Consider the following 13,774-nt stretch of genomic DNA (forward strand, 5'->3'; position numbering starts at 1 on the left):
CCTGGTCAGTCGGGGGTCACGGGGCTGATGTCAAATGACTTCATGACGACGTCCCCGAAGAAGCCCCGTTCCTCCCCTGTCTCTCCTTCTCCCCGTTCCCCGTCTCCCCCCGCCCGCCGCAAGAGCCAGGCCGTTTCCGCGGCCCGCAAGCTCGAGGCCTTCGCCGCGCGGCGCGAGGACATGCGCGCCGCGGGCAAGGCCCTGGTGCTGCAGGGCGGCGGCGCGCTCGGCGCCTACCAGGCCGGCGTCTACGCGGCGCTCAGCGAGACCGAGCTGCAGCCGCGCTGGATCGCGGGCGTGTCGATCGGCGCGATCAACGCCGCGCTGATCGCGGGCAACGCGCCCGAGCACCGCGTCGACCGGCTGCGCGAGTTCTGGCACCTGGTGTCCTCGGGCCCGTCGCAGCGCCTGCCGTCCTGGCTCGGCGACCGCGCCACGCAGAACCAGTGGAGCGCGACCATGGCCTCGCTGGTGGGCATTCCCGGCTTCTTCGAGCCGCGCTATTCGCCGGCCTTCCTGCTCGGCGGCGCGGCGCCGCTCCTGAGCTACTACGACACCTCGCCGCTGAAGGCCACGCTCGAGCGCCTGGTCGACTTCGACCGCATCAACCACTGCGAGGCGCGCTTCAGCGTGGGCGCGGTCAACGTGCGCACCGGCAACTCGGTGTACTTCGACAACACGCGCCAGCGCATCGGCCCCGAGCACATCATGGCCAGCGGCGCGCTGCCGCCGGGCTTCGCGCCGGTGCACATCGACGGCGACGACTACTGGGACGGCGGCATCGTCTCGAACACGCCGCTGCAGTACGTGCTCGACCTGCATCCGCGCAGCGAGCCGCTGGTGGTGCTGCAGGTCGACCTGTTCAATGCGCGCGGCGAGATGCCGCACACGCTGTCGGGCGTGATGGAGCGGCAGAAGGACATCACCTATTCGAGCCGCACCCGCATGAACACCGACGCGCTGGCGGCCAACATGAACCTGCAGCAGGCGATCGCCGACCTGATCGAGAAGCTGCCGCCGCACCTGCGCCGCGACCCCGCGGTCGAGGCGGTGCAGGCCGAGCTCACGCACCACCCGATCGACATCTTCCACCTGATCTACCGCGACAAGCCCTACGAGCTCGAGTCGAAGGACTACGAGTTCTCGCGCGCGGCGGTCGAGGAGCACTGGGAGTCGGGCGCGCGCGACATGCGCCGCGTGCTCGCGCATCCCGAGACGCTGCGCAGCGACGCCGCGGTCAACGGCGTCACCACCTTCGACCTCGGCGAGGGCGGCAGCGGCCGCGTGAAGCGGCCCGGCCTGTCACGCTGACGAGAAGAACCGCCCTCACGATTCAGCCCCGGCTAAGAAACCGGCACGAGACTGGTTGCCGGTTTTCAAACGCTTCAAAGGAGGAATGTCGTGAACATTGAAGACGTGCGGCGCCAGGCTTTCGCCATGCCGCTCACCAGCCCCGCCTTTCCGCCCGGACCGTACCGCTTCATGCGGCGCGAGTTCATGGTGATCACCTACCGCACCGACCTCGACGCCTTGCGCGCCGTGGTGCCCGAGCCGCTCGAGGTGGTCGAGCCGCTCGTCAAGTACGAGTTCATCCGCATGCCCGACTCCACCGGCTTCGGCGACTACACCGAGTCGGGCCAGGTCATCCCGGTGCAGCTGCGCACCGCGCGCGGCCTCGAGCAGGGCGCCTACGTGCATGCGATGTACCTGAACGACCATCCGCCGATCGCGGGCGGGCGCGAACTCTGGGGCTTCCCGAAGAAGCTGGCCTCGCCGCAGTTCGACTACGAGACCGACACCATCGTCGGCACCCTCGACTACGGCAAGCTGCGCGTGGCCAAGGCCACCATGGGCTTCAAGCACCGCGCGCTCGAGCCCGGCCCGATCCTTGCAGGCATCGCGCAGCCCAACTTCCTGCTCAAGATCATTCCGCACGTGGATGGCACGCCGCGCATCTGCGAGCTGGTGCGCTACCACATGGTCGACGTCACGCTGCACGGCGCCTGGACCGGCCCGGCCTCGCTCGAGCTGCATCCGCATGCGCTCGCGCCGGTGGCCGAGCTGCCGGTGCGCAAGGTCGAATCGGCCGTGCACTACATCGCCGACATGACGCTCGCGCTCGGCACGGTCGAGCACGACTACCTCGCCCCTTCCTCTTCTTCGCAACCCTAACCCAAGGAACCACCATGCAACTCAAGGACAAGGTCGCCTACATCACCGGCTCGGCCAGCGGCATCGGCAAGGAGATCGCGATCCTCTTCGCGCAGGAAGGCGCGAAGATCGTCATCGCCGACCTCAACAAGGAAGCGGCCGACGCCACCGCGGCCGAGCTCAAGGCCACGGGCGCGCAGGCCATCGGCGTGGCGGTCGACGTGACCAGCGAGGCGCAGGTCGACGCCTCGGTCGAGGAGGCCGCCAAGGCTTTCGGCGGCATCGACATCCTGGTGAGCAACGCCGGCATCCAGATCGTGCATCCGGTCGAGGAGTTCAGCTTCGCCGACTGGAAGAAGATGCTCGCGATCCACCTCGACGGCGCCTTCCTCACGACCAAGGCCTGCCTCAAGCACATGTATGCGCAGGGCCGCGGCGGCAGCGTGATCTACATGGGCTCGGTGCACTCGAAGGAAGCCTCGCTGCTCAAGGCCCCCTACGTGACGGCCAAGCACGGCCTGATCGGCCTCGCGAAGACGGTCGCCAAGGAAGGCGCCAAGCACGGCGTGCGCGCCAACGTGATCTGCCCGGGCTTCGTGCGCACGCCGCTGGTCGAGAAGCAGATCCCCGAGCAGGCCAAGACGCTGGGCATCAGCGAGCAGGAAGTCATCAAGAACGTGATGCTCAAGGAAACGGTGGATGGCGAATTCACCACCACCGACGACGTGGCGCGCGTGGCGCTGCTGTTCGCGGCCTTCCCGACCAACGCGCTCACCGGCCAGTCGCTGGTGGTGAGCCACGGCTGGTACATGCAGTGAGCGCGATCGCCGCTAGAGCTTGAGCGACCAGGTCTCGCCGACCAGTTGCTGTCCGAAGCCCTCGTAGGCTTCGGACTTCTCGAGTTCGAAGCCGCGCTTCGCATAGATCGCACGCGCGGCCGTGAGGCAGCTGTTGGTCCACAGCACCATCTTGCGGTAGCCCCTGGCGCGCGCGAAGGCGATGCATTCGTCGGTGAGTCGGCCGCCCAGGCCCAGGCCGCGCGCGGCCGGCGTGAGCAGCAAGAGCCGAAGCTGCGCGGTGGTGGCCGACTTGCGCACCACGAAGATCGCGCCCACGCGCTCGCCGTCGAGCTCGGCGATCCAGCCCTTGTCCCATTCGGGCTGGAACTTGCGGAGGTACTGCGCCACGATCTCCGCGACCAGCGCCTCGAACTCGCTGTTCCAGCCGTATTCGCGCGCATAGAGCTCGCCGTGCTGCTGCACCACCCAGCCCATGTCGCCAGGCCTGGGGTCGCGCAGCACCACCGTGCGCGTGGGCGCGCGCGGTGCCGCGGGGTCGAGCAGGCGCTCGATCCGTCCCATGGCCTCGACCACCTGTTCGCGCTCGCGCGGCGGCAGTGGCGCGAGCAGGGCGGCGGCTTCCTCGCGCGACTTCTGCTGCAGCGGCGCGAAGGCGGCATGGCCGGCCCCGGTCAGGGTCAGCAGGCTCTGGCGCGCGTCGCGCGGGCTCGGCGAACGCACGATCCAGCCCTCGGCCTCGAAGCGCTTGAGGATGCGGCTCAGGTAGCCGCCGTCCAGGCCCAGTTCGCGCGCGAGATCGGTCGCGACCAGCGCGTCGCGGTGCGCGAGTTCGTAGAGCACGCGCACCTCGGTCAGCGGCAGCGCGCCGCCGAGGTAGGGCTCGAGCACGCCGGCCTGACGTGTGAAGAAGCGGTTGAAACGGCGCACGGCCTTGACGGCGTCGGCGGGAACGGCGGGGGATTCGGTGGTCGGCATGGAGCGACTGTGCGCCAATTGATTGACAAAAGCAAGCAATTGAATGACTGAAGATTGGTATATAGGCGGGGCGAACCTGGGCCGAAGCCCCTAATCGAGACGCCGCGCCACCGCTTTCACGGGACAGGAAGGGTGGAAAACCCTAAAATCGCGGGTTACCCATCGCAGCCGCATCTCTCGTTTGTCTTCGAGGCCGCCTGCCGCACCACCCCCATTTGATGAACGCCCCCGTCGACGTCTCCTTTTTCGCGCGCGCCGCCAAGCCGCTGACCAGCTACCGCAAGTACTGGGCAGCCCGCTTCGGCACGGCGAAGTTCCTGCCGACCACGCGCCAGGAGATGGAGGCGCTCGGCTGGGACAGCTGCGACGTGGTGATCGTCACCGGCGACGCCTATGTCGACCATCCGAGCTTCGGCATGTCGGTGATCGGCCGCATGCTCGAGGCGCAGGGCTTCCGCGTGGGCATCATCGCCCAGCCCGACTGGCAGAGCGCCGAGCCCTTCAAGGCGCTCGGCAAGCCGAACCTGTTCTTCGGCGTGACCGCCGGCAACATGGATTCGATGATCAACCGCTACACCGCGGACCGCAAGATCCGCAGCGACGACGCCTACACGCCCGGCGACGTCGGCGGTTCGCGGCCCGACCGCGCGGCCATCGTCTATTCGCAGCGCTGCAAGGAAGCCTGGAACGACGTGCCGATCGTGCTCGGCGGCATCGAAGGCAGCCTGCGCCGCATCGCCCACTACGACTACTGGCAGGACAAGGTCCGCCGCTCGATTGTGGTCGATTCGAAGTGCGACCTGCTGCTGTACGGCAACGCCGAGCGCGCCATCGTCGAGATCGCGCACCGCCTCGCGGCGCGCGAGCCGGTGCACCAGATCGACGACGTGCGCGGCACCGCCTACGTGCGCCGCGAAACGCCCGAGGGCTGGTTCGAGATCGATTCCACCAGCGTGGACGAGCCGGGCCGCGTCGAGGCGCACGTCAATCCCTACCTGATGGTCTCGGACCAGGCCAAGGCCAACGGCGCGAGCTGCGCGCGCGAGGACGAGGCCGAGGCCGTCGCGAAGGCGGCCGAGGTCGCCGGTTCGCCGGCCGTGGCCTCCGCGGCGGTCAACCCCGCCATCAAGCCGCTGCAGTTCGTGCCCAATCCCGCGCTGCAGGGCCGCGGCAAGACCAAGGTGCCGCCGCGCGACCGCTCGGTGATCCGCCTGCCCTCGTACGAGCAGGTGCGCGCCGATCCGGTGCTCTATGCCCACGCCAACCGCGTGCTGCACCTCGAGACCAACCCCGGCAACGCGCGCGCGCTGGTGCAGGCGCATGGCGAGGGCACGACCGCGCGCGACGTCTGGATCAACCCGCCGCCGATCCCGCTGACCACGGCCGAGATGGACCACGTGTTCGACCTGCCGTATGCGCGCAGCCCGCATCCGCGCTATGCCGACGAGAACGGCAGCCACGACGGCGCGACCAAGATCCCGGCCTGGGAGATGATCCGCTTCAGCGTGAACATCATGCGCGGCTGCTTCGGCGGCTGCACCTTCTGCTCGATCACCGAGCACGAGGGCCGGATCATCCAGAGCCGCTCGGAAGACTCGATCATCAAGGAGGTCGAGGCCATCCGCGACAGCGTGAAGGGCTTCACCGGCACCATCTCCGACCTCGGCGGCCCCACGGCCAACATGTACCGCATCGGCTGCAAGTCGCCCGAGATCGAGGCCGCCTGCCGCAAACCCAGCTGCGTGTACCCGGGCATCTGCCAGAACCTCAACACCAACCACGATCCGCTGATCAAGATCTACCGCCGCGCGCGCGCGCTGCGCGGCATCAAGAAGATCCTGATCGGCTCGGGCCTGCGCTACGACCTCGCCGTGCAGTCGCCCGAGTACGTGAAGGAACTGGTGCAGCACCACGTGGGCGGCTACCTGAAGATCGCGCCCGAGCACACCGAGCAGGGCCCGCTCAGCAAGATGATGAAGCCCGGCATCGGCAGCTACGACAAGTTCAAGCAGATGTTCGAGAAGTACTCGGCCGAGGCGGGCAAGAAGCAGTACCTGATCCCGTACTTCATCGCCGCGCATCCGGGCACCAGCGACGAGGACATGATGAACCTCGCGATCTGGCTCAAGAGAAACGGCTTCCGCGCCGACCAGGTGCAGACCTTCTACCCGAGCCCGATGGCCACGGCCACGACCATGTACCACAGCAACCGCAACCCGCTGCGCAAGATCACGCGCGAGAGCGAGACGGTGGACATCGTGCGCGGCGAGAAGCGGCGCCGGCTGCACAAGGCCTTCCTGCGCTACCACGATGCCAACAACTGGCCGCTGCTGCGCGAGGCGCTCAAGGCCATGGGCCGCGCCGACCTGATCGGCAACGGCAAGCATCACCTGATCCCGACCTGGCAGCCGCTGACCGACGGCGGCTACACCAGCGCGCGCCGCAAGAACTCGACCAGCGCACCCGCGACCAAGACCGCCAAGGCCGCGCCGGCCGTGAAGCTGCCGATGGTCAAGCCCTCGAAGGGCCGCATCCTCACGCAGCACACCGGGCTGCCGCCGCGCGACACCGGTTCGGGCCGCCCCTCGGCCAAGCCCGCCGGCGGCAAGCCCTCGGCGCGCAAGGTGCGCTGAAGCGGCGGGCGATCCCGCTGCGGCGATCGCCCCGGCCGCCATGGCACAGCAACGCATCCTCCTGGCCACCGACCCGCGCTGGCGCGTGGAGCGCGTGCGTTCGCACGCAACCGCGCCGCAATGGAGTCCCGTCTACACCGCGCCCTCGGGCCGGCTCGTGCTGCCCTTCGATGCCGCCGCGATGGAGTTCCGCGGCGACGACGGCCCCGGTGCCTGGATCGATGCGCTGACGGCCCTGCGCGTCGCGCCCGCGCAGCGCTACCAGTTGCGCCCCCAGGCGCGCGAGCCGCGCTGCAGCGTGGTCGTGAGCGCCACCGACGGCGTGGCCGATGCGCCCTGGACCGGCGACGCGGCCCAGCGCCTGTTGTCGCCACGCGCCCTGTACCGGCTGCGCCTGCACTGGCGCCGCCTCGAAGCGGGGCTCGATGCCGTCGATGCCACGCCGCAATTGATCGCCGACGCTCTCGCGGCTGGTGGTCTCGCGCACAGCGAGGGCGCCGTGGGCCGAGCGCGGCGCTGCCTGGCGGCGGAGGCGGCGGAAGGCCGCACGTTGTCGCTGCACGAGCTGGCGGAAGCCGCCAGCAGTTCGCCGTTCCATCTGGCGCGCAGCTTTCGCCGCCGCACCGGCCTGAGCCCGCACCAGTACCGGCTGCACCTGCGGCTGGCCGCCGCGCTCGCGCAGCTCGATGCCGGCGAGCGCGACCTCGCGGGCCTGGCGCACGCGCTCGGCTTCTGCAGCCAGAGCCACCTCGGCGCGCTGTTCCTGCGCGAGGTCGGCGTGACGCCCGGCGAGGCGCGCCGCGCGCTTCACGCCGCGTAAGTCCGCACGCGGCTGCGCAGGATCCTGATAGCGCCGCCAGGCGCGCACGGCCAGACTGGCCGCATGAACCGATCCCTTCCCTGGACAGGCGTGCTCGCCGCGCTCGCCACCGCGCTGATCGGCAGCGGCTGGCAGATCGTCTCGCGCCATGGCGTCACCACCTCGCTCGGCCCGCTGGAGCTCGCGGTGCTGCGCTATGCGATTCCCGCGCTGGTGCTGCTGCCGGTGGCATGGGCCTCGCGTGCGGTGCTGCGCGCGCTGCCGGCACGGCAGGGCCTGCTGCTGGTGCTCGGCGGCGGCCTGCCGTTCGGGCTGGTGGCGATGGCCGGCGCGCAGTGGGCGCCGGCCGCCCACATGGGCGTGTTCGTGGCCGGCAGCGTGCCGCTGTTCACCGCGCTGGGCGGCTGGTGGCTGGACGGCGAGCGGCCCGCGCGCTCGCGTTGCCTCGGGCTGGCGCTGATGGCCGCGGGGCTCGCGGTGTCCGGCCTCGGCGGGCTGGCCGCGACCGTCTCGGCATGGCGCGGCGACCTGCTGTTCCTGCTCGCCGCGCTGCTGTGGTCGGGCTACACCCTGGCGCTGCGCCGCAGCGGGCTCACGGCCTGGCAGGGCGCGGCCGCGATCAACCTCGGCTCGACGGTGCTGCTGCTGCCGCTGCTGTGGATCGCGGGCGCGCCGAAGCTGCTGAGCGCGCCGCTGCGCGAGGTGGCGCTGCAGGCCGTGGGGCAGGGGCTGTTCGCGGGCCTGTTGGGGTTGGCGCTCTATGGGCTGGCCGTGGCGCGGCTGGGCGCGGCGCGCGCCTCGCTGTCGGGCGCGCTGGTGCCGCTGATGACCGCCGTGGGCGCGGCCTGGCTGCTGCGCGAGCCGCTCACGGCCTCGAGCTGGATCGCGCTCGCGCTGGTGCTGCCGGGCGTGGCATTGGCCGGCGGCGCCTGGGCTACGCGTACTGCATCTCTCCGTTCCCGAACGACCAGTTCTCCTTGACCACCTCGACCAGGCTGATGAACACGTCCTCGCGCCGGATGCCGAGCTGCTCGTGCAGCCCGTCGGCCACGCGCCGGTAGAAGGCCTTCTTCATCTCGATGCTGCGGCCCTGGTTCAGTGTGATCTGGATCAGCACGAAGCCCGCCGAATACTCGATGCCCAGGTAGCTGCGCGGATGCACGAGCTGCCCCGGCGGATGGCGCGCGATGACCTGGAACTTGTCGTCCTCGGGAACGTTGATGGTCTCGGTCATCACCTGGTAGATGAGATCGCCGATGGCCGGGCCTAGCGTCTCGGGAGCGGTGTCGGGGAGGTCGATGCGGACGAGGGGCATGGTGTCTTCCTTGGCGAGCGGGAGGCGCTCGGCGCGATTGTGGGCGCGTCCGTGCCGGCGTGCAGGAAGCAGGGCGCGGGAAGCGCCCGAGCACGCGAAAGGCCGCGCCGTTGTATGGTGTGGCCCGATGAGCATTTCGTTCTACCGGTCGGGCCCCGGCATGTTCTCGCCAGCGCGGCGCCTGGGGCGTGCCTGTGGCGCCGTCCTGTGCGGCTGGCTGCTGGCGAGCGGCCTGCAAGTCACCGCCGCTCCCACCGCCAGCGAAGCGCCCGCGCAGGCTTTGCGTGCCCAGCACCGGCAGCTCAAGGACAAGCTCGAACGCAGCAGCTTCGGCCGTCCGATACAGCTCGACTCGATCGAGACGCCCGGCGGGCTGCAGGGCGACGTCTATGCGGTGGTCGAGCATCCGCTGTCGGAGGTCGGCAGCGCGCTCAAGGGCTCGGCCAACTGGTGCGAGCTGATGCTGCTGCACGTCAACAACCGGCGCTGCCGCGTCAGCGGCGCGCCGGGCCGCGAGACGCTCACGCTCTACGTGGTGCGGCGCTACGACAAGCCGGTCGACCAGGCCTTCGAGCTGCCCTTCGCCTACCGCGTGGCGAGCGCGACGCCCGAGCACCTGATGATCGACCTGTCGGCCGCCAGCGGCCCGTTCGGCACCAGCAACTACCACGTCACGCTGGAGGCGGTGGCGCTCGACGAACGCAAGAGCTTCCTGCACTTCAGCTACAGCTACGACCACAGCCTGATGGTGAAGCTCGCCACCCAGGCCTACCTCGCGACCTTCGGGCGCGACAAGGTCGGCTTCACCGTGGTGGGGCAGGCGCCCGACGGCAAGCCAGAGTACATCCGCGGCATGCGCGGGCTGGTCGAGCGCAATGCGATGCGCTACTTCCTCACGCTCGACGCCTACCTCGCGGCCGATGCCAAGGGCCAGTCCGAGCAGCGCCAGCGCCACTGGTTCGCGGCCGCCGAGCAGTTCCCGCGCCAGCTCCACGAGATCGACCTCGACACCTACCTCGCGCTCAAGCGCGAGGATCGGCAGCGCGAGGGGCTGGGCCGCTGAGCGCCGCCGTGCCGGCCCTGGCCGGCGGCAGCCGCAGGTGCCGCGTGGCGCCGGCCGTGCGCATCACGGCCGACAGCAGCGAGCGGAACCACAGGTGGCCCGGCGCGCGCTGGTGGCGCGCATGCCAGAGCTGGTAGAAGCGCATCGGCGGGAAATCGAGCGGCGCCGGCACGATCGCCAGCGGCAGCAGGGCGGCGTAATGCTGTGCGAAGTGCCGGCTGGTGGTGAAGATCAGGTCGGTGCCGGGCAGGAGCTGCGGCGCCATCGAGAAGTAGGGCACCGTCACGGTCGGCGTGCGCGCCAGGCGCAGCGTGGCCAGGTGGCTCTCGACCACGCCGCGCTGCAGGGTGCTGTAGAGCTGCGGCACCACGTGGGCGCCGTGCAGGTAGTCGCTCAACGCGAGGCCCTGCGCGCACGGATGGTCGCGGTCGACCAGGCAGACGATCTCGTCCTCCATCAGCAAGGTGGTGTGCAGGTGCTCGGGCGGCTGCGGCCAGTTGCCCACCACCACGTCGAGCGAGCCGTCGGCCAGCGCGGCCTCGACGTCGAACTCGGGCCCGAGCGGATGCATGAACAGGCGCGCGCCCGGCGCGGTGCCGCGCAGGTACTGCACCACCGCGGCCATCAGCGGCGGCGCCAGGTAGTCGGGCGTGCCGAGGTGGAAGGTCAGCCGCGTGGTCGCGGGATCGAAGCTGTCGGCCGGCGCGAGCAGGGCGTCGATCTCGCCGAGCACCACGCGCACCGAGGCCTCGAGCCGCAGCGCGCGCTCGGTCGGCACCATGCGCTGCTTGTCCTTCACCAGCAGCGGGTCGCCGAAGATCTCGCGCAGCCGCTTGAGCGCGGTGCTCACGGCCGGCTGCGACTGGTTGAGCCGCGTGGCGGCGCGCGAGACGCTGCGCTCGGCCAGCAGAACGGCGAAGACGCGCAGCAGGTAGGTGTCGAAAGGATCGTTGGCGCGGGACATGGAGGAAGGGCGCTGCACAGCTTTGGTGCCGAGCCATCGCGCGGGCCCGGCGCTTTGCTATGCCGCGCATAACGCGCTAGCGATTGGCGTGCCATGGGCCGCTTCCTAGAGTGCGGGCATTGCTCTTGCTGGACCGCGCCATGACCTCCACCGCCCACCTTTCCCCTGTTCGTCCCACGCGCCGCGGCGCGCTGCAGCTGCTGGCGGCCGGCGCCGCCGCGCTCGCGCTGCCGGCCTTCGCGCAGTGGCCCGACCGGCCGATCAGGATCGTCGTGACCTTCCCGCCCGGCGGCTCCAGCGACATCCTGGCGCGCGTGATGGGCGAGCAGCTCGCGCGCCGGCTCGGCCAGGCGGTGGTGATCGACAACAAGCCCGGCGCGGGCGGCACCATCGGCGGCGCCCAGGTCGCGGCCGCGGCGCCCGACGGCTACACGCTGATGCTCGCCAACACCACGCCGATCGCGCTCGGGCCCTTCACGCTCGACAAGCAGCCCTACGACCCGGTCGCGGCCTTCAGCCACATCGCCGCGCTGGGCTCGGCGCCGCTGGTGGTGATGGCCAGCAAGGGCTCGGGCATCGCGAGCTTCGCCGACCTGGAAGCCCGCGCGCGCAAGGACGGCCGGCTCGATTTCGGCTCGGGCGGCCCGGGCTCGATCGGCCATATCCACGGCGAGCTGATCCGGCGCGTGACCGGGCTGCACCTGGAGCATGTGCCCTACCGCGGCGGGGCGCCGATGACCACCGACCTGATCGCCAACACCATCCCCGTGGGGATCGACGTGATCACCGCCTACGTGCCGTACTTCAAGAGCGGCCAGCTGGTGCCGCTGGCGGTCACGGGCAGCGCGCGCTCGCCGCTGATGCCCGAGGTGCCGGCCATCGCCGAAGTCGGGCAGCCCAGGCTGGTGCTCGAGAACTTCTTCGGCCTCAGCGGCCCCGCGAAGCTGCCGCCCGAGGTGGTGGCGCGCCTCCATGCCGCCTGCAACGAGGTGCTGGCGATGGCCGAGGTGCAGAAGAAGCTGATCGAGCTGGGCATCGTCGCCAAGCCCGAGACGACGGCCCGCTTCGAGGGCATCGTGAAGGAGCAGGTGGCGGTGCTCGGGCCGACGGTGAAGGCGGCGGGCATCAAGCTCTGAGGCCCGCCGGCCCGGCGGGCTTCAGTCCGCCAGCGTGAGCAGCGGCACGTCGCGCTCGCGCGCCATCGCCTCGAGTTCGGCGCGGCTGCGCAGCGCGATCCAGGCCGCCACGCCCTCGTGCGTGGCCGGCGCCATCATGTCGCGCGAGGCCAGGCCCGCGGCCTCGCACAGCCGGGCGGCGAAGTGCGGCTCGAGCGCGGCCACCGCCACGCGGCCGTTGGCGCAGGGATAGACGCGGTATCCCGCATGCGCGCCGCCGACCGCGCCCTGCGGCTGCGTCAGGCCCCAGGTGCGCGGCAGCGCGAGCCAGTCGGCCGAGACATTGAGCGCGACCTCGAGGTACACGCCCCCGGCCGTGGCGCCGCGCGCACGCAGCAGCAGGGCCTTGAGCACCGCCTCGCTCGCGAGCAGCGCGCCGCCCATGTCGGCGAACAGCGTGGCCGGCAGCGCGGTGCCGGTGACCAGGCCGCTCTCGGCGAGGTAGGTCAGGTCGTGGCCCGGCTCCTCGGCGCGTTCGCCGTGGGCGCCGACGATCGCCACCTGCGACAGCGCCGGATGGCGCGCATGCAGCGCGTTCCAGTCCAGGCCGAGCTTGGCCAGCGCCGAGGGACGGAACGAGGTCAGCAGCACGTCGGTGCGCGCGAGCGCCTCGTGCAGCGCGCGCTGGCCGGCCTCGCTCTTGAGGTCGGCCGCCTCGATGGCGATGCCCTCGTGCAGCGCGGCATAGGCCGCCTCGTTGTAGAGCGCCATCGGGTCGCCCGCGGGCGGTTCGAGCTTCAGGCAATCGGCGCCCATGCGGCGGCAGCGCAGCAGCGCGGCCGGGCCGGGCAGGTTGAGCGCGAGGCTCAGGATGCGCACGCCGGCGAGCGGCTGCGAGGAGGCGTCGATGGAGTCGGGCATGGCGCCATTCTCGCCCCAGCCCCGCGTCGCGCCCGCGACCCGGCCCCCGATGCGCGCGCCGCCCGCCGCGCGTAGCATGGCCGCCGTCAGGCAAACCTCCAGGAGACGACGCATGTTCCAACCTTCCCTCATGAGCGGCCAGCGCATCCTCGTGACCGGCGGCGGCACCGGGCTCGGCCGCGCGATGGCCGAGCGCTTCCTCGGCCTGGGCGCCGACATCGCGATCTGCGGCCGGCGCCAGTCGGTCTGCGAGGAGACCGCGGCCGAGTGGCGCCAGCAGTTTCCCGAACGGCGCATCGACACCTTCGGCGTCGACATCCGCGTCGCCCAGAGCGTGGACGAGATGGTCGAGAGCCTCTGGCAGAGCGGCGGCCTCACCGGCCTGGTGAACAACGCGGCCGGCAACTTCGTCTCGCCGACCGAGAGCCTCTCGCCGCGCGCCTTCGACGCGATCGCGAACATCGTCTTCCACGGCAGCTTCTACGTCACGCATGCCGTGGGCAAGCGCTGGGTGGCCGAGGCCAAGTCGGGCCAGTGGAAGGCCGGCGATGCCTTCCGCAGCGTGATGAGCATCATCGTGACCTGGGTCGACAACGGCAGCCCCTACGTGGTGCCCTCGGCGATGAGCAAGGCCGGCATCGAGGTGATGACCAAGTCGCTCGCGGTGGAGTGGGCGCGCTACGGCGTGCGGCTCAATGCCGTGGGCCCGGGCGAGATCCCGACCGAGGGCATGAGCAAGCGCCTGAACCCCGGCGAGGAGCCCGGCGCGCGCACCATCGCGATGAGCCCGATGGCGCGCACCGGCCGCATGAGCGAGCTGCAGAACCTCGCGGCCTTCCTGATGTCGCCGGGCCAGTGCGACTGGCTCACGGGCCAGAGCATCATGATGGACGGCGCCAACGCGCTGGCCAACGGCGGCAACTTCTACGAGCTGCGCCAGTGGAGCGACGGCGACTGGCTGGCCGCGCGCGAGCGCATCGAGGCGCAGAACCAGAAGGACAAGACGCAGCGCTGAGC

General features: G+C 70.8%; 13 protein-coding genes. 9 read left to right on the plus strand and 4 right to left on the minus strand.

What is annotated here, in order from left to right:
- The first annotated feature begins 180 nt into the window (after positions 1-180).
- From AC1HIL_RS16960 to AC1HIL_RS16970, 3 genes are all read left to right on the plus strand, one after another.
- Positions 181-1,311, plus strand: a complete 1,131-nt coding sequence (locus tag AC1HIL_RS16960) for a patatin-like phospholipase family protein (RefSeq protein ID WP_057594747.1) — start codon at positions 181-183, stop codon at positions 1,309-1,311.
- A 90-nt stretch (positions 1,312-1,401) separates the two neighbouring features.
- On the plus strand, positions 1,402-2,172 hold the full coding sequence (locus AC1HIL_RS16965) for an acetoacetate decarboxylase (protein ID WP_057594748.1): 771 nt from the start codon (positions 1,402-1,404) through the stop codon (positions 2,170-2,172).
- A 14-nt stretch (positions 2,173-2,186) separates the two neighbouring features.
- Entirely contained in the window at positions 2,187-2,969 is a 783-nt protein-coding gene (locus tag AC1HIL_RS16970) for a 3-hydroxybutyrate dehydrogenase (protein WP_261210897.1), read from the plus strand.
- Positions 2,970-2,981: 12 nt separating this feature from the next.
- Here the strand turns inward: AC1HIL_RS16970 and AC1HIL_RS16975 are convergent, their stop codons facing one another.
- Positions 2,982-3,926, minus strand: coding sequence for a bifunctional helix-turn-helix transcriptional regulator/GNAT family N-acetyltransferase (locus AC1HIL_RS16975; protein ID WP_479672239.1), 945 nt, complete (start codon positions 3,924-3,926; stop codon positions 2,982-2,984).
- A 218-nt stretch (positions 3,927-4,144) separates the two neighbouring features.
- Here AC1HIL_RS16975 and AC1HIL_RS16980 point away from each other — a divergent pair, with 218 nt between their 5' ends.
- The 3 genes from AC1HIL_RS16980 (at position 4,145) to AC1HIL_RS16990 (ending at position 8,360) form a co-directional block, all read left to right on the plus strand.
- Positions 4,145-6,559: a YgiQ family radical SAM protein gene (locus AC1HIL_RS16980; RefSeq protein WP_057594751.1), complete on the plus strand. Its 2,415-nt coding sequence runs from the start codon at positions 4,145-4,147 to the stop codon at positions 6,557-6,559.
- 40 nt (positions 6,560-6,599) lie between these two features.
- Entirely contained in the window at positions 6,600-7,379 is a 780-nt protein-coding gene (locus AC1HIL_RS16985) for a helix-turn-helix domain-containing protein (protein WP_422097276.1), read from the plus strand.
- A gap of 63 nt (positions 7,380-7,442) precedes the next feature.
- Complete coding sequence (locus AC1HIL_RS16990; RefSeq protein WP_479672240.1) at positions 7,443-8,360, plus strand: DMT family transporter; 918 nt, start codon at positions 7,443-7,445, stop codon at positions 8,358-8,360.
- Here the strand turns inward: AC1HIL_RS16990 and AC1HIL_RS16995 are convergent.
- Complete coding sequence (locus tag AC1HIL_RS16995) at positions 8,314-8,694, minus strand: tautomerase family protein (protein WP_261210894.1); 381 nt, start codon at positions 8,692-8,694, stop codon at positions 8,314-8,316. The genes AC1HIL_RS16990 and AC1HIL_RS16995 overlap by 47 nt on opposite strands.
- Before the next feature lie 127 nt (positions 8,695-8,821).
- Between AC1HIL_RS16995 and AC1HIL_RS17000 the strand changes: the two genes are divergently transcribed.
- A complete protein-coding gene (locus AC1HIL_RS17000) occupies positions 8,822-9,757 on the plus strand; it encodes a hypothetical protein (RefSeq protein ID WP_479672241.1) in 936 nt (311 codons plus the stop codon).
- Here the strand turns inward: AC1HIL_RS17000 and AC1HIL_RS17005 are convergent.
- A complete protein-coding gene (locus AC1HIL_RS17005; RefSeq protein WP_479672242.1) occupies positions 9,717-10,721 on the minus strand; it encodes a LysR family transcriptional regulator in 1,005 nt (334 codons plus the stop codon). The two genes, AC1HIL_RS17000 and AC1HIL_RS17005, sit on opposite strands and share 41 nt — an antisense overlap.
- Before the next feature lie 140 nt (positions 10,722-10,861).
- Between AC1HIL_RS17005 and AC1HIL_RS17010 the strand changes: the two genes are divergently transcribed.
- Positions 10,862-11,857: a Bug family tripartite tricarboxylate transporter substrate binding protein gene (locus tag AC1HIL_RS17010; protein ID WP_057594284.1), complete on the plus strand. Its 996-nt coding sequence runs from the start codon at positions 10,862-10,864 to the stop codon at positions 11,855-11,857.
- A gap of 21 nt (positions 11,858-11,878) precedes the next feature.
- On the opposite strand, the gene AC1HIL_RS17015 is transcribed toward AC1HIL_RS17010, so the two are convergent.
- Positions 11,879-12,757: a CoA transferase gene (locus AC1HIL_RS17015; RefSeq protein WP_479672243.1), complete on the minus strand. Its 879-nt coding sequence runs from the start codon at positions 12,755-12,757 to the stop codon at positions 11,879-11,881.
- Positions 12,758-12,869: 112 nt separating this feature from the next.
- On the opposite strand from AC1HIL_RS17015, the gene AC1HIL_RS17020 reads away from it, so the two are divergent.
- The gene (locus AC1HIL_RS17020; protein WP_479672244.1) at positions 12,870-13,772 is read left to right on the plus strand and encodes an SDR family oxidoreductase; all 903 of its coding nucleotides are present in this window, start codon (positions 12,870-12,872) and stop codon (positions 13,770-13,772) included.
- Positions 13,773-13,774 lie beyond the last annotated feature (2 nt).

It is taken from the genome of Variovorax sp. ISS6 (assembly GCF_056523145.1).